The 22,971-nt window shown below is 61.1% G+C and carries 18 protein-coding genes and 3 tRNA genes; all 21 read left to right on the plus strand.

Annotated elements, in window-relative coordinates; translation table 11 throughout:
• Positions 1 to 16 precede the first annotated feature (16 nt).
• Positions 17 to 90: transfer RNA gene (locus WS66_RS13980), tRNA-Gly, on the plus strand.
• A 25-nt stretch (positions 91 to 115) separates the two neighbouring features.
• Positions 116 to 190: transfer RNA gene (locus WS66_RS13985), tRNA-Thr, on the plus strand.
• Positions 191 to 255: 65 nt separating this feature from the next.
• Positions 256 to 1,446 carry an elongation factor Tu gene (gene tuf, locus WS66_RS13990; RefSeq protein WP_006482910.1) on the plus strand — a complete coding sequence of 397 codons (1,191 nt, stop codon included), beginning with the start codon at positions 256 to 258 and terminating at the stop codon, positions 1,444 to 1,446.
• Between the two features lie 59 nt (positions 1,447 to 1,505).
• A tRNA-Trp gene (locus tag WS66_RS13995) sits at positions 1,506 to 1,581 on the plus strand.
• A 42-nt stretch (positions 1,582 to 1,623) separates the two neighbouring features.
• On the plus strand, positions 1,624 to 2,004 hold the full coding sequence (gene secE / locus WS66_RS14000) for a preprotein translocase subunit SecE (RefSeq protein WP_006482892.1): 381 nt from the start codon (positions 1,624 to 1,626) through the stop codon (positions 2,002 to 2,004).
• 1 nt (position 2,005) lies between these two features.
• Positions 2,006 to 2,563 carry a transcription termination/antitermination protein NusG gene (gene nusG, locus WS66_RS14005; protein ID WP_006400672.1) on the plus strand — a complete coding sequence of 186 codons (558 nt, stop codon included), beginning with the start codon at positions 2,006 to 2,008 and terminating at the stop codon, positions 2,561 to 2,563.
• Positions 2,564 to 2,703: 140 nt separating this feature from the next.
• Positions 2,704 to 3,135, plus strand: coding sequence for a 50S ribosomal protein L11 (gene rplK, locus WS66_RS14010; RefSeq protein ID WP_006400671.1), 432 nt, complete (start codon positions 2,704 to 2,706; stop codon positions 3,133 to 3,135).
• Positions 3,136 to 3,834, plus strand: a complete 699-nt coding sequence (gene rplA, locus WS66_RS14015; RefSeq protein WP_059535563.1) for a 50S ribosomal protein L1 — start codon at positions 3,136 to 3,138, stop codon at positions 3,832 to 3,834.
• A 295-nt stretch (positions 3,835 to 4,129) separates the two neighbouring features.
• Positions 4,130 to 4,627, plus strand: coding sequence for a 50S ribosomal protein L10 (gene rplJ / locus WS66_RS14020; protein ID WP_059599773.1), 498 nt, complete (start codon positions 4,130 to 4,132; stop codon positions 4,625 to 4,627).
• Positions 4,628 to 4,690: 63 nt separating this feature from the next.
• Positions 4,691 to 5,065 carry a 50S ribosomal protein L7/L12 gene (gene rplL, locus WS66_RS14025; RefSeq protein WP_021161757.1) on the plus strand — a complete coding sequence of 125 codons (375 nt, stop codon included), beginning with the start codon at positions 4,691 to 4,693 and terminating at the stop codon, positions 5,063 to 5,065.
• 377 nt (positions 5,066 to 5,442) lie between these two features.
• The gene (rpoB, locus tag WS66_RS14030) at positions 5,443 to 9,549 is read left to right on the plus strand and encodes a DNA-directed RNA polymerase subunit beta (RefSeq protein WP_059599774.1); all 4,107 of its coding nucleotides are present in this window, start codon (positions 5,443 to 5,445) and stop codon (positions 9,547 to 9,549) included.
• A 21-nt stretch (positions 9,550 to 9,570) separates the two neighbouring features.
• Positions 9,571 to 13,812, plus strand: coding sequence for a DNA-directed RNA polymerase subunit beta' (gene rpoC / locus WS66_RS14035; protein ID WP_059599775.1), 4,242 nt, complete (start codon positions 9,571 to 9,573; stop codon positions 13,810 to 13,812).
• Between the two features lie 243 nt (positions 13,813 to 14,055).
• Complete coding sequence (gene recQ, locus WS66_RS14040) at positions 14,056 to 15,903, plus strand: DNA helicase RecQ (protein ID WP_059599776.1); 1,848 nt, start codon at positions 14,056 to 14,058, stop codon at positions 15,901 to 15,903.
• Positions 15,904 to 16,130: 227 nt separating this feature from the next.
• On the plus strand, positions 16,131 to 16,511 hold the full coding sequence (rpsL, locus tag WS66_RS14050) for a 30S ribosomal protein S12 (protein ID WP_006400662.1): 381 nt from the start codon (positions 16,131 to 16,133) through the stop codon (positions 16,509 to 16,511).
• Positions 16,512 to 16,683: 172 nt separating this feature from the next.
• Positions 16,684 to 17,154: a 30S ribosomal protein S7 gene (rpsG, locus tag WS66_RS14055; RefSeq protein WP_006477195.1), complete on the plus strand. Its 471-nt coding sequence runs from the start codon at positions 16,684 to 16,686 to the stop codon at positions 17,152 to 17,154.
• Between the two features lie 123 nt (positions 17,155 to 17,277).
• The gene (gene fusA, locus WS66_RS14060; protein ID WP_059535572.1) at positions 17,278 to 19,380 is read left to right on the plus strand and encodes an elongation factor G; all 2,103 of its coding nucleotides are present in this window, start codon (positions 17,278 to 17,280) and stop codon (positions 19,378 to 19,380) included.
• A 42-nt stretch (positions 19,381 to 19,422) separates the two neighbouring features.
• Entirely contained in the window at positions 19,423 to 20,613 is a 1,191-nt protein-coding gene (gene tuf / locus WS66_RS14065) for an elongation factor Tu (protein WP_006482910.1), read from the plus strand.
• A 286-nt stretch (positions 20,614 to 20,899) separates the two neighbouring features.
• Positions 20,900 to 21,211 carry a 30S ribosomal protein S10 gene (rpsJ, locus tag WS66_RS14070; protein ID WP_004199280.1) on the plus strand — a complete coding sequence of 104 codons (312 nt, stop codon included), beginning with the start codon at positions 20,900 to 20,902 and terminating at the stop codon, positions 21,209 to 21,211.
• Between the two features lie 178 nt (positions 21,212 to 21,389).
• The gene (rplC, locus tag WS66_RS14075) at positions 21,390 to 22,040 is read left to right on the plus strand and encodes a 50S ribosomal protein L3 (protein ID WP_006752926.1); all 651 of its coding nucleotides are present in this window, start codon (positions 21,390 to 21,392) and stop codon (positions 22,038 to 22,040) included.
• The gene (gene rplD, locus WS66_RS14080) at positions 22,040 to 22,660 is read left to right on the plus strand and encodes a 50S ribosomal protein L4 (protein ID WP_006477192.1); all 621 of its coding nucleotides are present in this window, start codon (positions 22,040 to 22,042) and stop codon (positions 22,658 to 22,660) included. Before rplC ends, rplD begins: the two co-directional genes overlap by 1 nt.
• On the plus strand, positions 22,657 to 22,971 hold the full coding sequence (rplW, locus tag WS66_RS14085) for a 50S ribosomal protein L23 (protein ID WP_004199275.1): 315 nt from the start codon (positions 22,657 to 22,659) through the stop codon (positions 22,969 to 22,971). Before rplD ends, rplW begins: the two co-directional genes overlap by 4 nt.

The following is a 22,971-nucleotide window of genomic DNA, read 5'->3' on the forward strand; positions in this document are numbered from 1 at the left end:
ATCGTTAGTGGCCCGTGCGGGTGTAGCTCAATGGTAGAGCAGAAGCCTTCCAAGCTTACGACGAGGGTTCGATTCCCTTCACCCGCTCCAGTCCGTGTAGTTGAAGCGTAATAGCGCCCATGTGGCTCAGTGGTAGAGCACTCCCTTGGTAAGGGAGAGGTCGGCAGTTCGATCCTGCCCATGGGCACCAGCAGTACAAAGTCAGTGTCTGTTTGCGCGCGGCGCAACATGTGAAATTCCTTTTGGGAGTTGAAAATGGCCAAGGAAAAGTTTGAGCGGACCAAGCCGCACGTCAACGTTGGTACGATTGGTCACGTTGACCACGGCAAGACGACGCTGACGGCAGCGATCACGACGGTTCTGACGAAGAAGTTCGGCGGCGAAGCGAAGGCGTACGACCAGATCGACGCGGCACCGGAAGAAAAGGCGCGCGGCATCACGATCAACACGGCACACGTCGAGTACGAAACGGCAAACCGCCACTACGCACACGTCGACTGCCCGGGCCACGCTGACTATGTGAAGAACATGATCACGGGCGCGGCGCAGATGGACGGCGCGATCCTGGTTTGCTCGGCAGCAGACGGCCCGATGCCGCAAACGCGTGAGCACATCCTGCTGGCGCGTCAGGTTGGCGTTCCGTACATCATCGTGTTCCTGAACAAGTGCGACATGGTGGACGACGCTGAACTGCTCGAGCTGGTCGAGATGGAAGTTCGCGAACTCCTGTCGAAGTACGACTTCCCGGGCGACGACACGCCGATCGTGAAGGGTTCGGCGAAGCTGGCGCTGGAAGGCGACACGGGCGAGCTGGGCGAAGTGGCGATCATGAGCCTGGCAGACGCACTGGACACGTACATCCCGACGCCGGAGCGTGCAGTTGACGGCGCGTTCCTGATGCCGGTGGAAGACGTGTTCTCGATCTCGGGCCGTGGTACGGTGGTGACGGGTCGTGTCGAGCGCGGCATCGTGAAGGTCGGCGAGGAAATCGAAATCGTCGGTATCAAGCCGACGGTGAAGACGACCTGCACGGGCGTTGAAATGTTCCGCAAGCTGCTGGACCAAGGTCAGGCAGGCGACAACGTGGGTATCCTGCTGCGCGGCACGAAGCGTGAAGACGTGGAGCGTGGCCAGGTTCTGGCGAAGCCGGGTTCGATCACGCCGCACACGCACTTCACGGCTGAAGTGTACGTGCTGAGCAAGGACGAAGGCGGCCGTCACACGCCGTTCTTCAACAACTACCGTCCGCAGTTCTACTTCCGTACGACGGACGTGACGGGCTCGATCGAGCTGCCGAAGGACAAGGAAATGGTGATGCCGGGCGACAACGTGTCGATCACGGTGAAGCTGATCGCTCCGATCGCGATGGAAGAAGGTCTGCGCTTCGCAATCCGCGAAGGCGGCCGTACCGTCGGCGCCGGCGTCGTCGCCAAGATCATCGAGTAAGCCAGTTATTCGTTGATCGACAGTTTTGGGGCTGGCATCAGCCGGCCCCAGCATGGTTTAGGGGTATAGCTCAACTGGCAGAGCGTCGGTCTCCAAAACCGAAGGTTGGGGGTTCGATTCCCTCTGCCCCTGCCAAAAATCGCCACGTGTCCCACGTGGCATTTGTTTTAAGGTGTTATGGCGAATCCATCCGTCGAAACTGTAAATACCTCCGGCGATAAGCTGATGCTGGCCCTGGGCGTATTGCTGGTCTTGGCCGGATTCGTGGGCTTCTTCTGGCTGGCCAATCAGCAGTGGTACGTCCGCGGTGCCGCATTGGCGGTAGGTATTATCGCCGGCGTGGCCGTCGGCCTGATGTCCGCACCTGGCAAGAGCCTCATCGCGTTTGCCAAGGATTCGTACAAGGAAGTCCGCAAGGTCGTTTGGCCCACCCGCAAGGAGGCAACGCAAACCACACTCGTCGTGTTTGGTTTCGTGCTCGTGATGGCGATTTTCCTCTGGTTGAGTGACAAATCGATCGAATGGGTGATTTTCTCGGCGATTCTGGGTTGGAAATGATATGAGCGATACTCCGGCATCCCCGAGCGGAAAGCGTTGGTACGTCGTGCACGCCTACTCCGGTATGGAGAAGAGCGTGCAGCGCGCGCTTCAAGAGCGCATCGAACGTGCTGGCATGCAGGATAAATTCGGTCAGATCCTGGTTCCGACCGAAGAAGTGGTCGAAGTCAAAGGTGGCCACAAGGCTGTAACCGAGCGTCGTTTCTTCCCCGGCTACGTGCTGGTGGAAATGGAGATGACGGACGAAACGTGGCACCTCGTGAAGAACACGGCGAAGGTCACGGGCTTCGTCGGCGGTGCGCGTAACCGCCCGACCCCGATTTCCCCGAAGGAAGTCGAGAAGATCATGTCGCAGATGCAGGAAGGCGTCGAGAAGCCGCGCCCGAAGACCCTGTTCGAAGTTGGCGAGATGGTGCGTGTCAAGGAAGGCCCGTTCACGGACTTCAACGGCACTGTCGAGGAAGTCAACTACGAAAAATCGCGCGTGCGTGTGTCGGTCACCATCTTTGGCCGCTCTACCCCGGTCGAACTCGAGTTCGGTCAGGTCGAAAAAGTTTAATCCCGATTCGGTGGGCAGCCTCGGCTGCCCACCTTCGCGCTTACGGCTCGCGTTATGGCCGTTGAGGAGCGTCAGTAGCCAGCGGCGAAAGCGCGTTATCACTCACCGAACGCCGCTTGGCGTTCCAACGAGGTTTACAAATGGCAAAGAAGATTGTCGGCTTTATCAAGCTGCAGATCCCTGCAGGTAAAGCCAATCCGTCGCCGCCGGTCGGTCCGGCACTGGGTCAGCGCGGCCTGAACATCATGGAGTTCTGCAAGGCGTTCAACGCGCAGACTCAAGGCATGGAGCCGGGTCTGCCGGTGCCGGTGGTCATCACGGCATACGCTGACAAGAGCTTCACGTTCGTGATGAAGACGCCGCCGGCGACCGTCCTGATCAAGAAGGCGGCGAAGGTGGACAAGGGCTCGAGCAAGCCGCACACCGACAAGGTCGGTTCGATCACGCGCGCTCAAGCCGAAGAAATCGCGAAGACCAAGATGCCGGACCTTACGGCAGCTGATCTGGACGCAGCCGTTCGCACCATCGCTGGTAGCGCACGCTCGATGGGCATCACTGTGGAGGGCGTGTAAATGGCTAAGATCTCCAAGCGCCGTCAGGCATTTGCCGCCAAGGTCGATCGTCAGAAGCTGTACGCGATCGAAGACGCACTGGCACTCGTGAAGGAATGCGCGAGCGCGAAGTTCAACGAATCGATCGACGTCGCAGTGCAACTCGGCATCGACGCGAAGAAGTCGGACCAGGTCGTTCGTGGTTCGGTCGTTCTGCCGGCAGGTACGGGTAAGTCGGTTCGCGTTGCCGTGTTCGCACAAGGCGACAAGGCCGAGCAGGCTCGTGCAGCAGGCGCGGAAATCGTCGGTATGGAAGACCTGGCTGAGCAGATCAAGGCTGGCCAGATGGACTTCGACATCGTGATCGCTTCGCCGGACACGATGCGTATCGTCGGTACGCTCGGTCAGATCCTCGGCCCGCGCGGCCTGATGCCGAACCCGAAGGTTGGCACGGTCACGCCGGACGTTGCGACTGCAGTCAAGAACGCGAAGGCTGGTCAGGTGCAATTCCGTGTCGACAAGGCCGGTATCATTCACGCGACCATCGGCCGTGCATCGTTCGAATCGACCGCACTGCGTTCGAACCTGTCGGCACTGATCGAAGCGCTGCAGAAGGCCAAGCCGGCAACGAGCAAGGGCGTCTACCTGCGCAAGATCGCACTGTCGAGCACGATGGGCGTCGGCGTGCGTGTCGACCAGGCTACGCTGGCAGCACAGTAAGCAAGTATTCGGGCCGCTTCGTTCGCGAAGCGGCCTACATGGGCTTTGGGCGGTTGTTCGTGCAGCAAGGCGGGCAACCGGTTATCAAAGACCGTTGGTGGGGCGCAGCAGGCAGGCGATCCCTTAATTCAAGCCAACGCAGATGGCGAACCCGAAAAAGTTTTGCAGTGGTGAAGCCGCAGGCCGTGAAGCGATTCCCGGCGTGAGGTGGAAATACTCCTAACGAGGTCGGACGCCGTTGTTGAACGAGGTACGTGAGGTTTCGTGCCGAACGTATCGTTTCTGGAGGCTAACCGTGCCGCTTAATAGAGAAGACAAGCAAGCCGTCGTCGCTGAGGTTGCCGCGCAAGTCGCGAAGGCCCAGACCGTTGTGCTGGCTGAGTATCGTGGAATTGCGGTTGGCGATCTGACCAAGCTGCGCGCGAAAGCGCGTGAGCAACAGGTTTACCTGCGCGTGTTGAAGAACACGCTGGCGCGTCGCGCTGTTGAAGGTACGCCGTTTGCTCCGCTGGCAGAGCAGATGACTGGCCCCCTGATCTACGGCATCTCGGAAGATGCAATTGCTGCTGCTAAGGTCGTCAACGACTTCAGCAAGGGCAATGACAAGTTGGTCATCAAGGCTGGTTCGTTCGATGGCAAGGTGATGGACAAGGCTGGCGTGCAAGCGCTGGCAAGCATCCCGAGCCGTGAAGAACTGCTCTCGAAGCTGCTGTTCGTTATGCAATCGCCTGTTTCGGGCTTCGCGCGTGCTCTTGCCGCGCTGGCCGAGAAGAAGCAAGCAGAAGCTGCGTAATCGAGCGAGCATCAGCGTCACTGATCGCTGGCTGTATCCGAATTCAATTTAGGAGTATTTCAAATGGCAATCGCAAAAGAAGACATCCTGGCAGCAGTCGAAGGGATGACCGTTCTGGAACTGAACGAACTGGTCAAGGCGTTCGAAGAGAAGTTTGGCGTGTCGGCAGCTGCAGTGGCAGTCGCTGGCCCGGCAGGCGGCGGCGCTGCTGCTGCTGCAGAAGAGAAGACCGAATTCACGGTCGTTCTGGCTGAAGCAGGCAGCAACAAGGTTGCAGTCATCAAGGCAGTTCGCGAACTGACGGGCCTCGGCCTGAAGGAAGCGAAGGACGTCGTTGACGGCGCACCGAAGGCTGTCAAGGAAGGCGTCGACAAGGCTGCTGCTGAAGAAGCCAAGAAGAAGCTGGAAGAAGCAGGCGCAAAGGTCGAAGTCAAGTAAGTTTCGACGCGCTGTGCGAAGGCTGGCGGTATTTTCACCGCCGGCCTTTTTGTGCTTTGTGGGGACGTTATTCTGGCACTCATTCGGGAGCCCGAATAATCGGCCCCAGAAGCCAAAGAAAACCGCCGAATCGTAATCAAAGGTCGCGATCGGCGTTTCTCTTTGTCTTCTGAAGCGACTGCAGAAGGCAAGTTTGGTCGGGTAGCGGGCAACACAGGCATCCGCTGCCGTCAGCCAGCGGTTGGTAGCGGCCAACCACCAAGCTTCTCGGCTCGTTCAAGCCGTTGGACGGCCATCGGGTCTCAGTCGGTGAACACTCGGGTTTGAAACGTCCAGGTATTCCGCCTCGATAGCACCCGCCGTGATTCGGAGATCGTATGCAATATTCCTTCACCGAGAAGAAGCGCATTCGCAAGAGTTTCGCGAAGCGCCCCATCGTTCACCAAGTTCCGTTCTTGCTGGCCACCCAGCTTGAATCATTCAGCACGTTTCTGCAAGCCGATGTGCCGGCCACACAACGCAAGCCTGAAGGTTTGCAGGCCGCGTTCACATCGGTATTTCCCATTGTTTCGCACAACGGTTTCGCGCGCCTCGAGTTCGTGAGCTATGCGCTGTCCTCGCCGGCATTCAACATCAAGGAATGCCAGCAGCGTGGCCTGACGTACTGCTCCGCGCTGCGCGCGAAGGTCCGCCTTGTCATCCTCGACAAGGAATCGCCGAACAAGCCGGTCGTCAAGGAAGTGAAAGAGCAGGAAGTGTACATGGGCGAAATGCCGCTCATGACGCCGACGGGCTCGTTCGTCATCAACGGCACCGAGCGTGTCATCGTCTCGCAGCTGCACCGTTCGCCGGGCGTGTTCTTCGAACACGACAAGGGCAAGACGCACAGCTCGGGCAAGCTGCTGTTCTCGGCACGGATCATTCCGTACCGCGGCTCGTGGCTCGACTTCGAATTCGATCCGAAGGACATCCTGTACTTCCGCGTCGACCGTCGCCGCAAGATGCCGGTCACGATCCTGCTGAAGGCCATCGGCCTCACGCCGGAACAGATCCTCGCGAACTTCTTCGTGTTCGACAACTTCACGCTGATGGACGAAGGCGCACAACTCGAGTTCGTGCCCGAGCGCCTGCGTGGTGAAGTCGCGCGTTTCGACATCACGGATCGTGATGGCAAGGTCATCGTCCAGAAGGACAAGCGGATCAACGCGAAGCACATTCGCGACCTCGAAGCCGCCAAGACCAAGTTCATCTCGGTGCCGGAAGACTATCTGCTCGGCCGCGTGCTGGCGAAGAACGTCGTCGATGGCGATACCGGCGAAGTGATCGCGAGCGCGAACGACGAAGTCACGGAAAGCGTGCTCGAGAAGCTGCGTGAAGCGGGCATCAAGGACATCCAGACGCTCTATACGAACGATCTGGACCAGGGTCCGTACATCTCGTCGACGCTGCGTGTCGACGAAACGACCGACAAGACGGCCGCGCGCATCGCGATCTACCGCATGATGCGTCCGGGCGAGCCGCCGACCGAAGAAGCGGTCGAGGCGCTGTTCAACCGTCTGTTCTACAGCGAAGAAGCGTACGACCTGTCGAAGGTCGGCCGTATGAAGTTCAACCGCCGCGTCAGCCGTGACGAGATCACCGGCCCGATGACGCTGCAGGACGACGACATCCTCGCGACGATCAAGATCCTCGTCGAACTGCGCAACGGCAAGGGCGAAGTGGACGACATCGACCACCTCGGCAACCGTCGCGTGCGTTGCGTCGGCGAACTGGCGGAAAACCAGTTCCGCGCGGGTCTCGTGCGTGTCGAGCGCGCGGTCAAGGAACGCCTCGGCCAGGCCGAAAGCGAAAACCTGATGCCGCATGACCTGATCAACTCGAAGCCGATTTCGTCGGCGATCCGCGAGTTCTTCGGTTCGTCGCAGCTGTCGCAGTTCATGGACCAGACCAACCCGCTGTCGGAAATCACGCACAAGCGCCGTGTTTCCGCACTGGGCCCGGGCGGTCTGACGCGCGAACGCGCAGGCTTCGAAGTGCGTGACGTGCACCCGACCCACTATGGCCGCGTGTGCCCGATCGAAACGCCGGAAGGTCCGAACATCGGTCTGATCAACTCGCTCGCACTGTATGCGCACCTGAACGAGTACGGCTTCCTCGAGACGCCGTACCGCAAGGTCGTGGACAGCAAGGTGACCGACCAGATCGACTACCTGTCGGCGATCGAGGAAGGCCGCTACATGATCGCGCAGGCGAACGCCGCGATCGACGAGAACGGCACGCTGGTCGACGAACTCGTGTCGTCGCGTGAAGCCGGCGAAACGATGATGGTCACGCCGGATCGCATCCAGTACATGGACGTCGCGCCGTCGCAGATCGTGTCGGTTGCAGCTTCGCTGATCCCGTTCCTCGAGCACGACGACGCGAACCGTGCACTGATGGGTTCGAACATGCAGCGTCAGGCCGTGCCGTGTCTGCGTCCGGAAAAGCCGGTCGTCGGTACCGGCATCGAGCGCACCTGTGCGGTCGACTCGGGCACGACGGTTCAGGCGTTCCGCGGCGGCGTCGTCGACTATGTCGACGCAGGCCGTATCGTGATTCGCGTGAACGACGACGAAGCGGTCGCGGGTGAAGTCGGTGTCGACATCTACAACCTGATCAAGTACACGCGTTCGAACCAGAACACGAACATCAACCAGCGTCCGATCGTGAAGATGGGCGACAAGGTCTCGCGCGGCGACGTGCTGGCCGACGGCGCCTCGACGGACCTGGGCGAGCTCGCGCTCGGCCAGAACATGCTGATCGCGTTCATGCCGTGGAACGGCTACAACTTCGAGGACTCGATCCTGATCTCGGAGAAGGTCGTGGCCGACGATCGCTACACGTCGATCCACATCGAAGAGCTGAACGTCGTTGCACGCGACACGAAGCTCGGGCCGGAAGAAATCACGCGCGACATCTCGAACCTGGCGGAAGTCCAGCTCGGCCGTCTCGACGAATCGGGCATCGTGTACATCGGTGCGGAAGTCGAAGCGGGCGACGTGCTGGTCGGCAAGGTCACGCCGAAGGGCGAGACCCAGCTGACGCCGGAAGAGAAGCTGCTGCGCGCGATCTTCGGCGAGAAGGCTTCGGACGTGAAGGACACGTCGCTGCGCGTGCCGTCGGGCATGAGCGGCACCGTGATCGACGTCCAGGTATTCACGCGTGAAGGCATCCAGCGCGACAAGCGTGCGCAACAGATCATCGACGACGAACTGAAGCGCTACCGTCTCGACCTGAACGACCAGCTGCGCATCGTGGAAGGCGACGCGTTCCAGCGTCTCGCACGGATGCTCGTGGGCAAGGTCGCGAACGGCGGTCCGAAGAAGCTCGCGAAGGGCACGAAGATCGACCAGGCTTACCTGGAAGACCTCGACCACTACCACTGGTTCGACATCCGCCTCGCGGACGACGAAGCAGCGGCATCGCTCGAAGCGATCAAGAACTCGATCGAAGAAAAGCGTCACCAGTTCGATCTCGCGTTCGAAGAGAAGCGCAAGAAGCTCACGCAAGGCGACGAACTGCCGCCGGGCGTGCTGAAGATGGTCAAGGTGTATCTCGCGGTGAAGCGCCGCCTGCAGCCTGGCGACAAGATGGCAGGCCGCCACGGTAACAAGGGTGTCGTGTCGAAGATCGTCCCGATCGAAGACATGCCGTACATGGCCGACGGCCGTCCGGCAGACGTCGTGCTGAACCCGCTCGGCGTGCCGTCGCGGATGAACGTGGGTCAGGTTCTGGAAGTGCATCTCGGCTGGGCCGCGAAGGGCCTCGGCTGGCGTATCGGCGAAATGCTGCAGCGTCAGGCGAAGATCGAGGAACTGCGCGTGTTCCTGACGAAGATCTACAACGAGTCGGGCCGCCAGGAAGATCTGGAAAGCTTCACCGACGACGAGATCCTCGAACTCGCGAAGAACCTGCGCGAAGGTGTGCCGTTCGCAACGCCGGTGTTCGACGGTGCGACCGAGGAAGAAATGGGCAAGATGCTCGACCTCGCGTTCCCGGACGACATCGCGGAACAGCTCGGCATGAACCCGTCGAAGAACCAGGTCCGCCTGTACGACGGCCGCACGGGTGAAATGTTCGAACGTCGCGTGACGCTCGGCTACATGCACTACCTGAAGCTGCACCACTTGGTCGACGACAAGATGCACGCGCGTTCGACGGGCCCGTACTCGCTCGTCACGCAGCAGCCGCTGGGCGGTAAGGCGCAGTTCGGTGGCCAGCGTTTCGGTGAAATGGAAGTGTGGGCACTCGAAGCGTACGGCGCGTCCTACGTGCTGCAGGAAATGCTGACGGTGAAGTCGGACGACGTGACCGGCCGGACGAAGGTGTACGAAAACCTCGTCAAGGGCGATCACGTGATCGATGCAGGCATGCCGGAATCCTTCAACGTGCTGGTGAAGGAAATCCGCTCGCTCGGTATCGATATCGATCTCGACCGCAATTAATCGGACTACGGAGAGAAAGCAATGAAAGCTCTGCTCGATCTATTCAAGCAAGTCCAACAGGAAGAAGTTTTCGACGCGATCAAGATCGGTCTGGCCTCGCCCGACAAGATCCGTTCGTGGTCGTTCGGTGAAGTGAAGAAGCCGGAGACCATCAACTACCGTACGTTCAAGCCGGAACGCGATGGTCTCTTCTGCGCGAAGATCTTCGGGCCGATCAAGGACTACGAGTGCCTGTGCGGCAAGTACAAGCGTCTGAAGCACCGCGGCGTGATCTGCGAGAAGTGCGGCGTCGAAGTGACGCTGGCGAAGGTGCGTCGCGAACGCATGGGCCACATCGAACTGGCCTCGCCGGTCGCGCACATCTGGTTCCTGAAGTCGCTGCCGTCGCGTCTGGGCATGGTGCTCGACATGACGCTGCGCGACATCGAACGCGTGCTGTACTTCGAAGCGTACGTGGTGATCGAACCGGGCATGACGCCGCTGAAGGCGCGGCAGATCATGACCGAAGAGGATTACTACAACAAGGTCGAGGAATACGGCGACGAATTCCGTGCCGAGATGGGCGCGGAAGGCGTGCGTGAACTGCTGCGCGCGATCAACATCGACGAGCAGGTCGAGACGCTGCGCACCGAGCTGAAGAACACCGGCTCGGAAGCGAAGATCAAGAAGTACGCGAAGCGCCTGAAGGTCCTCGAGGCATTCCAGCGCTCGGGCATCAAGCCCGAGTGGATGATCCTCGAAGTGCTGCCGGTGCTGCCGCCGGAACTGCGTCCGCTCGTGCCGCTGGACGGCGGCCGTTTCGCGACGTCGGACCTGAACGACCTGTATCGCCGCGTGATCAACCGTAACAACCGGTTGAAGCGTCTGCTCGAGCTGAAGGCCCCTGAAATCATCGTCCGCAACGAAAAGCGGATGCTGCAGGAAGCCGTCGACTCGCTGCTCGACAACGGTCGTCGCGGCAAGGCGATGACGGGCGCGAACAAGCGTCCGCTGAAGTCGCTCGCCGACATGATCAAGGGCAAGGGCGGTCGTTTCCGTCAGAACCTGCTGGGCAAGCGCGTCGACTACTCGGGCCGTTCGGTCATCGTGGTCGGCCCGACGCTGAAGCTGCACCAGTGCGGTCTGCCGAAGCTGATGGCGCTCGAGCTGTTCAAGCCGTTCATCTTCAACAAGCTGGAAGTGATGGGCGTCGCGACGACCATCAAGGCGGCGAAGAAGGAAGTCGAGAACCAGACGCCGGTGGTGTGGGACATCCTCGAAGAGGTGATCCGCGAGCACCCGGTGATGCTGAACCGTGCGCCGACGCTGCACCGTCTCGGTATCCAGGCGTTCGAGCCCGTGCTGATCGAAGGCAAGGCGATCCAGCTGCACCCGCTCGTCTGCGCGGCGTTCAACGCCGACTTCGACGGTGACCAGATGGCCGTTCACGTGCCGCTGTCGCTCGAAGCGCAGATGGAAGCGCGCACGCTGATGCTGGCGTCGAACAACGTGCTGTTCCCGGCCAACGGCGATCCGTCGATCGTGCCGTCGCAGGATATCGTGCTGGGTCTGTACTACGCGACCCGCGAAGCGATCAACGGCAAGGGCGAAGGCCTGTCGTTCACCGGCGTGTCGGAAGTGATCCGCGCGTACGAGAACAAGGAAGTCGAGCTGGCATCGCGCGTCAACGTGCGGATCACCGAAATGGTCCACAACGAAGACAAGTCGGAAGGCGCACCGGCATTCGTGCCGAAGATCACGCTGTACGCGACGACCGTCGGTCGCGCGATCCTGTCGGAGATCCTGCCGCACGGCCTGCCGTTCTCGGTGCTGAACAAGCCGCTGAAGAAGAAGGAAATCTCGCGCCTGATCAACACGGCGTTCCGCAAGTGCGGTCTGCGCGCGACGGTGGTGTTCGCCGATCAGCTGATGCAGTCGGGTTTCCGTCTCGCGACGCGCGCCGGCATTTCGATCTGCGTGGACGACATGCTCGTGCCGCCGCAGAAGGAAACGATCGTCGGCGACGCCGCGAAGAAGGTGAAGGAGTACGACCGCCAGTACATGTCGGGTCTCGTCACCGCCCAGGAACGCTACAACAACGTGGTCGACATCTGGTCGGCGACGTCGGAAGCGGTCGGCAAGGCGATGATGGAGCAGCTGTCGACGGAGCCGGTGATCGACCGCGACGGCAACGAGACGCGCCAGGAGTCGTTCAACTCGATCTACATGATGGCCGACTCGGGCGCCCGGGGTTCGGCGGTGCAGATTCGTCAGCTGGCCGGTATGCGTGGCCTGATGGCGAAGCCGGACGGCTCGATTATCGAGACGCCGATTACCGCGAACTTCCGCGAAGGCCTGAACGTGTTGCAGTACTTCATCTCGACCCACGGTGCACGTAAGGGTCTGGCTGATACGGCACTGAAGACGGCAAACTCGGGTTACCTGACCCGTCGTCTCGTCGACGTCACGCAGGATCTGGTGGTGGTCGAGGACGATTGCGGCACGTCGAACGGCGTGGCGATGAAGGCGCTGGTCGAAGGCGGTGAAGTCGTCGAGGCACTGCGCGACCGTATCCTCGGCCGCGTCGCGGTCGCGGACGTCGTGAACCCGGAAACGCAGGAAACGCTGTACGAATCGGGCACGCTGCTCGACGAAACGGCGGTCGAGGAAATCGAACGCCTCGGCATTGACGAAGTGCGCGTGCGCACGCCGCTGACCTGCGAAACGCGTTACGGCCTGTGCGCAGCCTGCTACGGCCGTGACCTCGGCCGCGGCTCGCTCGTGAACGTCGGCGAAGCAGTCGGCGTGATCGCGGCACAGTCGATCGGTGAACCGGGCACGCAGCTGACGATGCGTACGTTCCACATCGGTGGTGCGGCATCGCGTGCGGCAGTGGCGTCGTCGGTGGAAGCGAAGAGCAACGGTATCGTGCGTTTCACGGCGACGATGCGTTACGTCACCAACGCGAAGGGCGAGCAGATCGTCATCTCGCGTTCGGGCGAGGCGCTGATCACCGACGATATCGGCCGCGAGCGCGAACGTCACAAGATCCCGTACGGCGCGACGCTGCTGCAGCTCGACGGTGCGGCGATCAAGGCCGGCACGCAGCTGGCGACGTGGGATCCGATGACGCGTCCGATCATCACCGAGTACGGTGGTACGGTGAAGTTCGAGAACGTCGAGGAAGGCGTAACCGTCGCGAAGCAGATCGACGACGTGACCGGCCTGTCGACGCTGGTCGTGATCGACGTGAAGCGTCGCGGTTCGCAAGCTTCGAAGAGCGTGCGTCCGCAGGTGAAGCTGCTCGACGCGAACGGCGAAGAAGTGAAGATCCCGGGCACGGAACACGCAGTGCAGATCGGCTTCCAGGTCGGTGCACTGATCACCGTGAAGGACGGCCAGCAAGTGCAGGTGGGTGAAGTGCTTGCACGTATCCCGACCGAAGCGCAGAAGACGCGTGACATTACCGGCGGTCTGCCGCGGGTGGCGGAACTGTTCGAAGCGCGTTCGCCGAAGGATGCCGGCATTCTCGCGGAAGTCACCGGCACAACGTCGTTCGGCAAGGACACGAAGGGCAAGCAGCGTCTCGTCATCACGGACCTCGAAGGCAATCAGCACGAGTTCCTGATCGCGAAGGAAAAGCAGGTGCTGGTCCACGATGCTCAGGTCGTCAACAAGGGCGAAATGATCGTGGACGGCCCGGCCGATCCGCACGACATCCTGCGTCTGCAGGGTATCGAGGCGCTGTCGCGCTACATCGTCGACGAAGTGCAGGACGTGTATCGTCTGCAGGGCGTGAAGATCAACGACAAGCACATCGAGGTGATCGTTCGCCAGATGCTGCGTCGTGTGCAGATCACCGACAACGGTGATACGCGCTTCATCCCGGGCGAACAGGTCGAGCGTTCCGACATGCTGGACGAGAACGATCGCATGATCGCCGAGGGTAAGCGTCCGGCGTCGTACGACAACGTGCTGCTCGGTATCACGAAGGCGTCGCTGTCGACCGACTCGTTCATCTCCGCGGCATCGTTCCAGGAAACGACCCGCGTGCTGACCGAAGCGGCGATCATGGGCAAGCGCGACGATCTGCGCGGCCTGAAGGAAAACGTGATCGTCGGCCGTCTGATCCCGGCCGGTACGGGTCTCGCGTTCCACAAGGCACGCAAGGCGAAGGAGATGTCCGATCGCGAGCGTTTCGATCAGATCGCAGCGGAAGAGGCATTCGACTTCGGCACGCCGAGCGCGCCTGCGGAAGAGCCGCAACACCCGGCAGCCGAATAAGCGCGGGGCGGCGCGAGCCGCCTCACGTTGCGTATTCGCTGTCATCGAAACCGCCCGGTCCGCCGGGCGGTTTTTTTTATACGTCGTTCACGTGCATGACGGGCTTGCCGCACGCTTGCGCAGGCCCGTCATGCACGTGCACGAACCCTGCCGATCGGCCAACGTTGCACGATTCGCCGCGCGTCGCGCGAGCGGGTTGTTAAAATCGCGGTCATCGTTCCGCCGTCCTCGTTCTCATCATTCATGTCCCGCGCCCTCGAAATCCTCGACGAAGTCTTTGGTTATTCCGCATTTCGCGGCCAGCAGGGCGAGATCGTCGAACACGTCGCCGGCGGCGGCGATTGCCTCGTGCTGATGCCGACTGGCGGCGGCAAATCGCTGTGCTACCAGATTCCGGCGCTGCTGCGCCGCGAGGCCGGGCAGGGCGCCGGCATCGTCGTGTCGCCGCTGATCGCGCTGATGCAGGACCAGGTCGCGGCGTTGAGCGAAGTCGGCGTGCGCGCGGCCTACCTGAACTCGACGCTGTCGGGCGCCGAGGCCGCGGCCACGGAGCGTGCGCTGCGCGAAGGCGAAATCGACCTGTTGTACGTCGCGCCGGAGCGCCTGATGACGGGGCGCTTCCTCGACCTGCTCGAGCGCGCGAAGATCGGCTTGTTCGCGATCGACGAAGCGCACTGCGTGTCGCAATGGGGGCACGATTTCCGCCCGGAATACATTCAGTTGTCGGTGCTGCACGAGCGGTTCCCGTCGGTGCCGCGTATCGCGCTGACCGCGACGGCCGATGCGATCACGCGCGACGAGATCATCCATCGTCTCGCGCTCGACGACGCGCGCGTGTTCGTGTCGAGCTTCGACCGCCCGAACATCCGCTACCGGATCGTCGAAAAGGACAACGCGCGTTCGCAGTTGCTCGATTTCATCCGCGCCGAACACACGAATGCCGACGGCACGACCGACGCCGGTGTCGTCTACTGCCTGTCGCGCCGCAAGGTCGAGGAAACGGCCGAATGGCTCAAGGCGCAGGGCGTGCGTGCGCTACCGTATCACGCGGGGATGGAGTTCGAGGTGCGGCAGAAGCACCAGGAAATGTTCCAGCGGGAGGAAGGCATCGTGATGTGCGCGACCATCGCGTTCGGCATGGGCATCGACAAGCCGGACGTGCGCTTCGTCGCCCACCTCGATTTGCCGAAGAGTGTCGAAGGCTACTACCAGGAAACCGGCCGTGCGGGCCGCGACGGGATGCCGGCAAACGCGTGGATGGCGTATGGGCTCGGCGACGTCGTCCAGCAGCGCAAGATGATCGACGAGTCCGATGCGGACGACGCGCACAAGCGCGTACAGACGTCGAAGCTCGATGCGCTGCTCGGACTGTGCGAGACGATCTCGTGCCGGCGCGTGCGGCTTCTGAACTACTTCGGCGAGGCGAGCCACCCGTGCGGCAACTGCGACACGTGCCTCGAACCGCCCGATTCGTGGGACGCGACGCGCGAGGCGCAAATGGCGCTGTCGTGCGTATTCCGCGCGCAGCGCGCGAGCGGCTTCAATTTCGGCTCGAGCCATCTGATCGAGATTCTGCGTGGCGGCCGCACCGAGAAGGTGCTGCAGCGCGGCCACGACCAGCTCAGTACGTTCGGGATCGGCGCGTCGCTGTCCGAGCCCGAGTGGCGCGCGATTTTCCGGCAGCTCGTGGCGTATGGCTATCTGGCGGTCGACCATGGCGGCTTCGGCGCGCTGATGTTGACCGAGGCCGCGAAGCCGGTGCTGAAGAACGAGGAGAAGGTCACGCTGCGCCGCTACGTGAAGCCGCAGCGCACGCGCCAGTCGTCGAGCCGCAGCGGCACGCGGGTCGACCCGACGGCCGGCATGGGCACGCGCGAGCGCGCACGCTGGGATGCGCTGCGCGCGTGGCGCGCGGAAACCGCGAAGTCCGACGGTGTGCCGGCCTACGTGATCTTCCACGACGCGACGCTGGCCGAAATTGCGCGCAATGCGCCGGAGACGATCGACGACCTGCGCCATATCCCCGGCATGGGTGTGCGCAAGCTGGAACGCTTCGGCGACGAGATCATCGACGTCGTCGAATCGGCATGACACAGGTGTTCCGACCCTTCCGGTAAATCGCCCGCGCGGTTGGCAAATCACGCAAGCCGTTGACTTCGTTGGCATTTCCGGCATATGATGCTGGGTTCCGGTATTCGGTGGGTCGAGCCGCGTTCGAAAGTTCGTGCCCGTATCGCCAGTTCGGAAATCAACTGTGCGTCGATTCTCGCTTTGCCCGAAATCGATGTGCAGATTTTGTTCAATTTCAGGAATAAACAATGCCAACCATCAACCAACTGGTTCGCAAAGGCCGTCAGTCGGAAACGACGAAGAGCAAGAGCCCGGCCCTGCAGGACTGCCCCCAGCGTCGCGGCGTGTGCACCCGTGTGTACACGACGACGCCGAAGAAGCCTAACTCGGCACTCCGTAAGGTTGCCAAGGTTCGTCTGACGAACGGCTTCGAAGTGATTTCGTACATCGGCGGTGAAGGCCACAACCTGCAGGAACACTCGGTTGTGCTGATCCGCGGCGGCCGTGTGAAGGACTTGCCGGGTGTGCGTTACCACATGGTTCGCGGCTCGCTGGATACCCAGGGCGTCAAGGACCGTAAGCAAGCGCGCTCGAAGTACGGCGCGAAGCGTGCAAAGGCTGCCAAGTAAGCAGTTTTTGATCAGGGATCGCCGCAGGGCGGTCAAGGCGGGAGTGCCGGATTGCCGGTGCTGTCGAGTAAGTGGTCACCCGGCCAAGCTGGTTAGTCGTGAAGATGTGATCGGGTTTGTTGGTGGCCGCGGGGCTGAGTGCAGCTCCAACTGAACAGGTAAAGGAAGAATCATGCCGCGTCGTCGCGAAGTCCCCAAGCGGGAAGTGTTGCCGGATCCGAAGTTCGGCAACGTTGATGTAGCCAAGTTCATGAACATGCTGATGCTGTCCGGCAAGAAGTCGGTCGCAGAGCGCATCGTTTATGGCGCATTCGAACAAATCCAGACCAAGGGTGGCAAGGACCCGCTGGAAGTGTTCACCGTTGCGCTCAACAACGTGAAGCCGGTGGTCGAAGTGAAGAGCCGTCGCGTTGGTGGTGCCAACTATCAAGTTCCGGTCGAAGTGCGCCCGTCGCGTCGTATGGCATTGGCGATGCGCTGGCTGCGTGAGGCTGCGAAGAAGCGCAGCGAGAAGTCGATGGCCCTGCGCCTGGCAGGTGAACTCTCCGAAGCGGCCGAAGGCCGTGGCGGCGCGATGAAGAAGCGCGATGAAGTTCACCGCATGGCAGAAGCCAACCGCGCGTTCTCGCATTTCCGTTTCTAAGCGCCTGGCTGGGCTGTTAGCGGAAATAAATTCCGGGCGGGTGCGCTTTTCAGGCGCCTCGCCCGTTTGTGTTGAAGCATGATGCAGCAGGGCTGCATCGTGTTATCCCAGTAGAGGATCAAAGTGGCTCGCAAGACTCCTATCGAGCGCTACCGCAATATCGGTATTAGCGCTCACATCGACGCCGGCAAGACGACGACGACCGAGCGCATTCTGTTTTACACCGGTGTGAACCACAAGATCGGTGAAGTCCACGACGGCGCAGCCACGATGGACTGGATGGAGCAGGAACAGGAGCGTGGCATCACGATCACGTCCGCTGCTACCACGGCCTTCTGGAAGGGCATGGGCGGCAACTATCCGGAACACCGCATCAACATCATCGACACCCCGGGGCACGTCGACTTCACGATCGAAGTGGAGCGCTCGATGCGCGTGCTCGACGGCGCGTGCATGGTGTACTGCGCAGTGGGCGGCGTGCAGCCGCAGTCGGAAACGGTGTGGCGCCAGGCTAACAAGTACAAGGTGCCCCGTCTCGCGTTCGTCAACAAGATGGACCGTACCGGCGCGAACTTCTTCAAGGTCTACGACCAGCTCCGTCTGCGCCTGAAGGCGAATCCGGTTCCGGTCGTGGTGCCGATCGGCTCGGAAGAAAACTTCAAGGGCGTGGTCGACCTGATCAAGATGAAGGCGATCATTTGGGACGAAGCGTCGCAAGGCACGAAGTTCGACTACGTCGACATCCCGGCCGAGCTCGCCGAGACCTGCAAGGAATGGCGCGAAAAGATGGTCGAAGTGGCTGCTGAAGCCAGCGAAGACCTGATGAACAAGTACCTGGAAGAAGGCGATCTGCCGGAAGCCGACATCGTCAAGGCTCTGCGCGACCGTACGATCGCGTGCGAAATCCAGCCGATGCTGTGCGGTACCGCGTTCAAGAACAAGGGCGTGCAGCGTATGCTCGACGCCGTGATCGACTTCCTGCCGTCGCCGGTCGACATCCCGCCGGTCAAGGGCGAGCTCGAAAACGGTGAAGAAGCGGAGCGCAAGGCGTCGGACGACGAGAAGTTCTCGTCGCTCGCGTTCAAGATCATGACCGACCCGTTCGTCGGCCAGCTGATCTTCTTCCGTGTGTACTCGGGCGTCGTCAACTCGGGCGACACGCTGCTGAACTCGACCAAGGGCAAGAAGGAACGCCTCGGCCGTATTCTGCAGATGCACGCGAACCAGCGTGAAGAAATCAAGGAAGTCCGCGCAGGCGACATCGCTGCTGCGGTCGGCCTGAAGGAAGCGACCACGGGCGACACGCTGTGCGACCCGGCGAACCCGATCGTTCTCGAGCGCATGGTGTTCCCGGAGCCGGTGATTTCGCAGGCTGTCGAGCCGAAGACCAAGGCTGACCAGGAAAAGATGGGCCTCGCGCTGAACCGTCTGGCGCAGGAAGACCCGTCGTTCCGCGTGCAGACCGACGAAGAGTCGGGCCAGACCATCATTTCGGGCATGGGCGAGCTCCACCTCGAAATTCTGGTTGACCGGATGAAGCGTGAATTCGGCGTGGAAGCGACCGTCGGCAAGCCGCAGGTTGCATACCGCGAAACGATCCGTTCGACGGCGAAGGACGTCGACGGCAAGTTCGTCAAGCAGTCGGGTGGTCGCGGCCAGTACGGTCACGCGGTCATCACGCTCGAGCCGAACGAACAAGGCAAGGGCTACGAGTTCTTCGACGAGATCAAGGGTGGTGTGATTCCGCGTGAATACATCCCGGCGGTCGACAAGGGTATCCAGGACACGCTGAAGTCGGGCGTGCTGGCCGGCTTCCCGGTCGTCGACGTGAAGGTTCACCTGACGTTCGGTTCGTACCACGACGTTGACTCGAACGAAAACGCGTTCCGCATGGCCGGTTCGATGGCGTTCAAGGAAGCGATGCGCAAGGCGAACCCGGTCGTCCTCGAGCCGATGATGGCTGTCGAAGTCGAGACGCCGGAAGACTACATGGGCAACGTGATGGGCGACCTGTCGGGCCGTCGCGGCATCGTCCAGGGCATGGAAGACATGGTTGGCGGCGGCAAGATCGTTCGCGCCGAAGTGCCGCTGTCGGAAATGTTCGGTTACTCGACGTCGCTGCGTTCGCTGACGCAAGGTCGTGCAACGTACACGATGGAGTTCAAGCACTACGCTGAAGCTCCGCGCAACGTTGCTGAAGCGATCATCAGCGCGAAGTCGAAGTAAATCTGTAGCTACCAACCGATTATTTTTTGAAAGAAGAGAATCATGGCAAAAGAAAAGTTTGAGCGGACCAAGCCGCACGTCAACGTTGGTACGATTGGTCACGTTGACCACGGCAAGACGACGCTGACGGCAGCGATCACGACGGTTCTGACGAAGAAGTTCGGCGGCGAAGCGAAGGCGTACGACCAGATCGACGCGGCACCGGAAGAAAAGGCGCGCGGCATCACGATCAACACGGCACACGTCGAGTACGAAACGGCAAACCGCCACTACGCACACGTCGACTGCCCGGGCCACGCTGACTATGTGAAGAACATGATCACGGGCGCGGCGCAGATGGACGGCGCGATCCTGGTTTGCTCGGCAGCAGACGGCCCGATGCCGCAAACGCGTGAGCACATCCTGCTGGCGCGTCAGGTTGGCGTTCCGTACATCATCGTGTTCCTGAACAAGTGCGACATGGTGGACGACGCTGAACTGCTCGAGTTGGTCGAGATGGAAGTTCGCGAACTCCTGTCGAAGTACGACTTCCCGGGCGACGACACGCCGATCGTGAAGGGTTCGGCGAAGCTGGCGCTGGAAGGCGACACGGGCGAGCTGGGCGAAGTGGCGATCATGAGCCTGGCAGACGCACTGGACACGTACATCCCGACGCCGGAGCGTGCAGTTGACGGCGCGTTCCTGATGCCGGTGGAAGACGTGTTCTCGATCTCGGGCCGTGGTACGGTGGTGACGGGTCGTGTCGAGCGCGGCATCGTGAAGGTCGGCGAGGAAATCGAAATCGTCGGTATCAAGCCGACGGTGAAGACGACCTGCACGGGCGTTGAAATGTTCCGCAAGCTGCTGGACCAAGGTCAGGCAGGCGACAACGTGGGTATCCTGCTGCGCGGCACGAAGCGTGAAGACGTGGAGCGTGGCCAGGTTCTGGCGAAGCCGGGTTCGATCACGCCGCACACGCACTTCACGGCTGAAGTGTACGTGCTGAGCAAGGACGAAGGCGGCCGTCACACGCCGTTCTTCAACAACTACCGTCCGCAGTTCTACTTCCGTACGACGGACGTGACGGGCTCGATCGAGCTGCCGAAGGACAAGGAAATGGTGATGCCGGGCGACAACGTGTCGATCACGGTGAAGCTGATCGCTCCGATCGCGATGGAAGAAGGTCTGCGCTTCGCAATCCGCGAAGGCGGCCGTACCGTCGGCGCCGGCGTCGTCGCCAAGATCATCGAGTAACATCGACGATCCGCGGATCCCTCCGGGGTCCGCGATTCCACGGTAGTCGGTCGTACCGTCGAAACCGGGTGTCCAGTTTGATCTGGCACCCGGTTTTGTCTTTGTGGCGTGCGCGTTGCGGTATTGACAAACGCACACCACCACTCCGATTTTTCGTGTAGAATCGCGGGCTTAGCAGTGGAAGTACCGTTCGGAAGCTGGCGCCTCGCTCCCCGCAGGCAACAGGTTTCGCGTTCTTTTAGTGTCCGGCGATGCAACATCGCCTCGCTCTTTTCAAGGAATCGTCATGCAGCAACAGAAAATCCGCATTCGCCTGAAGGCTTTCGACTATCGTCTGATCGATCAATCGGCTGCCGAAATCGTCGATACCGCGAAGCGGACTGGCGCAATCGTCCGTGGCCCGGTGCCGCTGCCGACGCGCATTCAGCGTTTTGACATCCTGCGCTCGCCGCACGTCAACAAGACGTCGCGCGATCAGCTCGAAATCCGTACCCACCAGCGCCTGATGGACATCGTCGATCCGACCGACAAGACGGTTGACGCGCTGATGAAGCTCGATCTGCCGGCCGGCGTCGACGTGGAAATCAAGCTGCAGTAAGGCTTTCGGCGCCATCCGGATTGCTGGGTGGTGCTAAGTCTTTGTATTGCTTGCGGAAATCGAGAAGTCGGGCTATACTGCTTGGCTTTTCGCGTATTCGCGTAAAAAAGTTGGGCCTTGCGTGCCCGGCATTTTGTAAATCAGCCCCGACCAATCGCAGTCGGGAATGGAGAAAATGATGAGCCTTGGACTCGTAGGTCGCAAGGTTGGCATGACCCGTATCTTCACGGCTGAAGGGGATTCGATTCCCGTCACCGTGCTGGACGTGTCGGACAACCGCGTGACGCAGATCAAGACTGTTGAAACCGACGGCTACACGGCCGTGCAGGTTGCATTCGGCTCCCGCCGCGCATCGCGCGTGACGAAGCCGCTGGCAGGTCATCTCGCCAAAGCCGGTGTCGAAGCCGGTGAAATCCTCAAGGAATTCCGCATTGACGCGGCCAAGGCAGCAGAGCTGTCGAATGGCGCCGTGGTCGGTGCTGATCTTTTCGAAGTGGGCCAGAAGGTCGACGTGCAAGGCGTGTCGATCGGTAAGGGCTACGCTGGTACGATCAAGCGTTACAACTTCTCCTCCGGCCGTGCCACCCACGGTAACTCGCGCTCGCACAACGTGCCGGGCTCGATCGGTATGGCGCAGGATCCGGGTCGCGTTTTCCCGGGTAAGCGCATGACGGGTCACCTCGGTGACGTTACGGTGACGGTGCAGAACCTCGAAATCGCTCGTATCGACGCAGAGCGCAAGCTGCTGCTCGTCAAGGGCGCGATTCCGGGCGCGAAGGGCGGCAAGGTTTTCGTGACGCCGGCCGTCAAGACCAAGGGGGCGAAATAATGGAACTCAAGCTCCTGAACGAAAATGGTCAGGAAGGTGCAGTGGTCAACGCGTCGGACGTCGTGTTCGGTCGTGACTACAACGAAGCGCTGATCCACCAGGTCGTCGTCGCGTACCAGGCGAATGCTCGCCAAGGTAACCGCGCACAGAAGGACCGTGAGCAAGTCAAGCACACCACCAAGAAGCCGTGGCGTCAGAAGGGTACGGGCCGCGCTCGTGCCGGTATGTCGTCGAGCCCGCTGTGGCGTGGCGGTGGTCGCATCTTCCCGAACTCGCCGGAAGAAAACTTCTCGCACAAGGTCAACAAGAAGATGCATCGCGCAGGTCTCTGCTCGATCTTCTCGCAGCTGGCCCGTGAAGGTCGTCTGTCGGTCGTCGAGGACATCATCCTCGAAGCGCCGAAGACCAAGCTGCTGGCTGACAAATTCAAGACCATGGGTCTCGACTCCGTGCTGATCATTACGGACACGGTCGACGAGAACCTGTACCTGGCTTCGCGCAACCTGCCGCACGTGGCGATTGTCGAGCCGCGCTACGCTGACCCGCTGTCGCTGATCTACTTCAAGAAAGTGCTGGTCACGAAGGCTGCGGTCGCCCAGATCGAGGAGTTGCTGTCATGAGCGAGATTCGCAAGAACGATCATCGTTTGATGCAGGTCCTGCTCGCACCGGTGATCTCGGAAAAGGCGACGTTGGTTGCCGACAAGAACGAGCAAGTCGTGTTCGAAGTCGCACCGGATGCCACGAAGCAGGAAGTGAAGGCGGCTGTCGAGCTGCTGTTCAAGGTTGAAGTTGATTCGGTCAACGTGCTGGTGCAGAAGGGCAAGCAAAAGCGCTTCGGCCGTTCGATGGGCCGTCGCAAGGACGTGAAGAAGGCGTACGTTTGCCTGAAGCCCGGCCAGGAAATCAACTTTGAAGCGGAGGCCAAGTAA

It is taken from the genome of Burkholderia sp. LA-2-3-30-S1-D2 (genome assembly GCF_001523915.2).
Classification (GTDB): Bacteria; Pseudomonadota; Gammaproteobacteria; order Burkholderiales; family Burkholderiaceae; genus Burkholderia; species Burkholderia diffusa.

Excerpts from the sequence above, each read along its gene's own strand:
- recQ (WP_059599776.1), top strand. The coding sequence starts at position 14,056 with ATGTCCCGCGCCCTCGAAATCCTCGACGAAGTCTTTGGTTATTCCGCA.
- tuf (WP_006482910.1), top strand. The coding sequence starts at position 19,423 with ATGGCAAAAGAAAAGTTTGAGCGGACCAAGCCGCACGTCAACGTTGGT.
- rplA (WP_059535563.1), top strand. The coding sequence starts at position 3,136 with ATGGCTAAGATCTCCAAGCGCCGTCAGGCATTTGCCGCCAAGGTCGAT.
- rplC (WP_006752926.1), top strand. The coding sequence starts at position 21,390 with ATGAGCCTTGGACTCGTAGGTCGCAAGGTTGGCATGACCCGTATCTTC.
- secE (WP_006482892.1), top strand. The coding sequence starts at position 1,624 with ATGGCGAATCCATCCGTCGAAACTGTAAATACCTCCGGCGATAAGCTG.
- rplD (WP_006477192.1), top strand. The coding sequence starts at position 22,040 with ATGGAACTCAAGCTCCTGAACGAAAATGGTCAGGAAGGTGCAGTGGTC.
- rpoB (WP_059599774.1), top strand. The coding sequence starts at position 5,443 with ATGCAATATTCCTTCACCGAGAAGAAGCGCATTCGCAAGAGTTTCGCG.
- rpsG (WP_006477195.1), top strand. The coding sequence starts at position 16,684 with ATGCCGCGTCGTCGCGAAGTCCCCAAGCGGGAAGTGTTGCCGGATCCG.
- rplL (WP_021161757.1), top strand. The coding sequence starts at position 4,691 with ATGGCAATCGCAAAAGAAGACATCCTGGCAGCAGTCGAAGGGATGACC.
- nusG (WP_006400672.1), top strand. The coding sequence starts at position 2,006 with ATGAGCGATACTCCGGCATCCCCGAGCGGAAAGCGTTGGTACGTCGTG.
- tuf (WP_006482910.1), top strand. The coding sequence starts at position 256 with ATGGCCAAGGAAAAGTTTGAGCGGACCAAGCCGCACGTCAACGTTGGT.
- rplK (WP_006400671.1), top strand. The coding sequence starts at position 2,704 with ATGGCAAAGAAGATTGTCGGCTTTATCAAGCTGCAGATCCCTGCAGGT.
- rpsJ (WP_004199280.1), top strand. The coding sequence starts at position 20,900 with ATGCAGCAACAGAAAATCCGCATTCGCCTGAAGGCTTTCGACTATCGT.
- rpsL (WP_006400662.1), top strand. The coding sequence starts at position 16,131 with ATGCCAACCATCAACCAACTGGTTCGCAAAGGCCGTCAGTCGGAAACG.
- rpoC (WP_059599775.1), top strand. The coding sequence starts at position 9,571 with ATGAAAGCTCTGCTCGATCTATTCAAGCAAGTCCAACAGGAAGAAGTT.
- rplW (WP_004199275.1), top strand. The coding sequence starts at position 22,657 with ATGAGCGAGATTCGCAAGAACGATCATCGTTTGATGCAGGTCCTGCTC.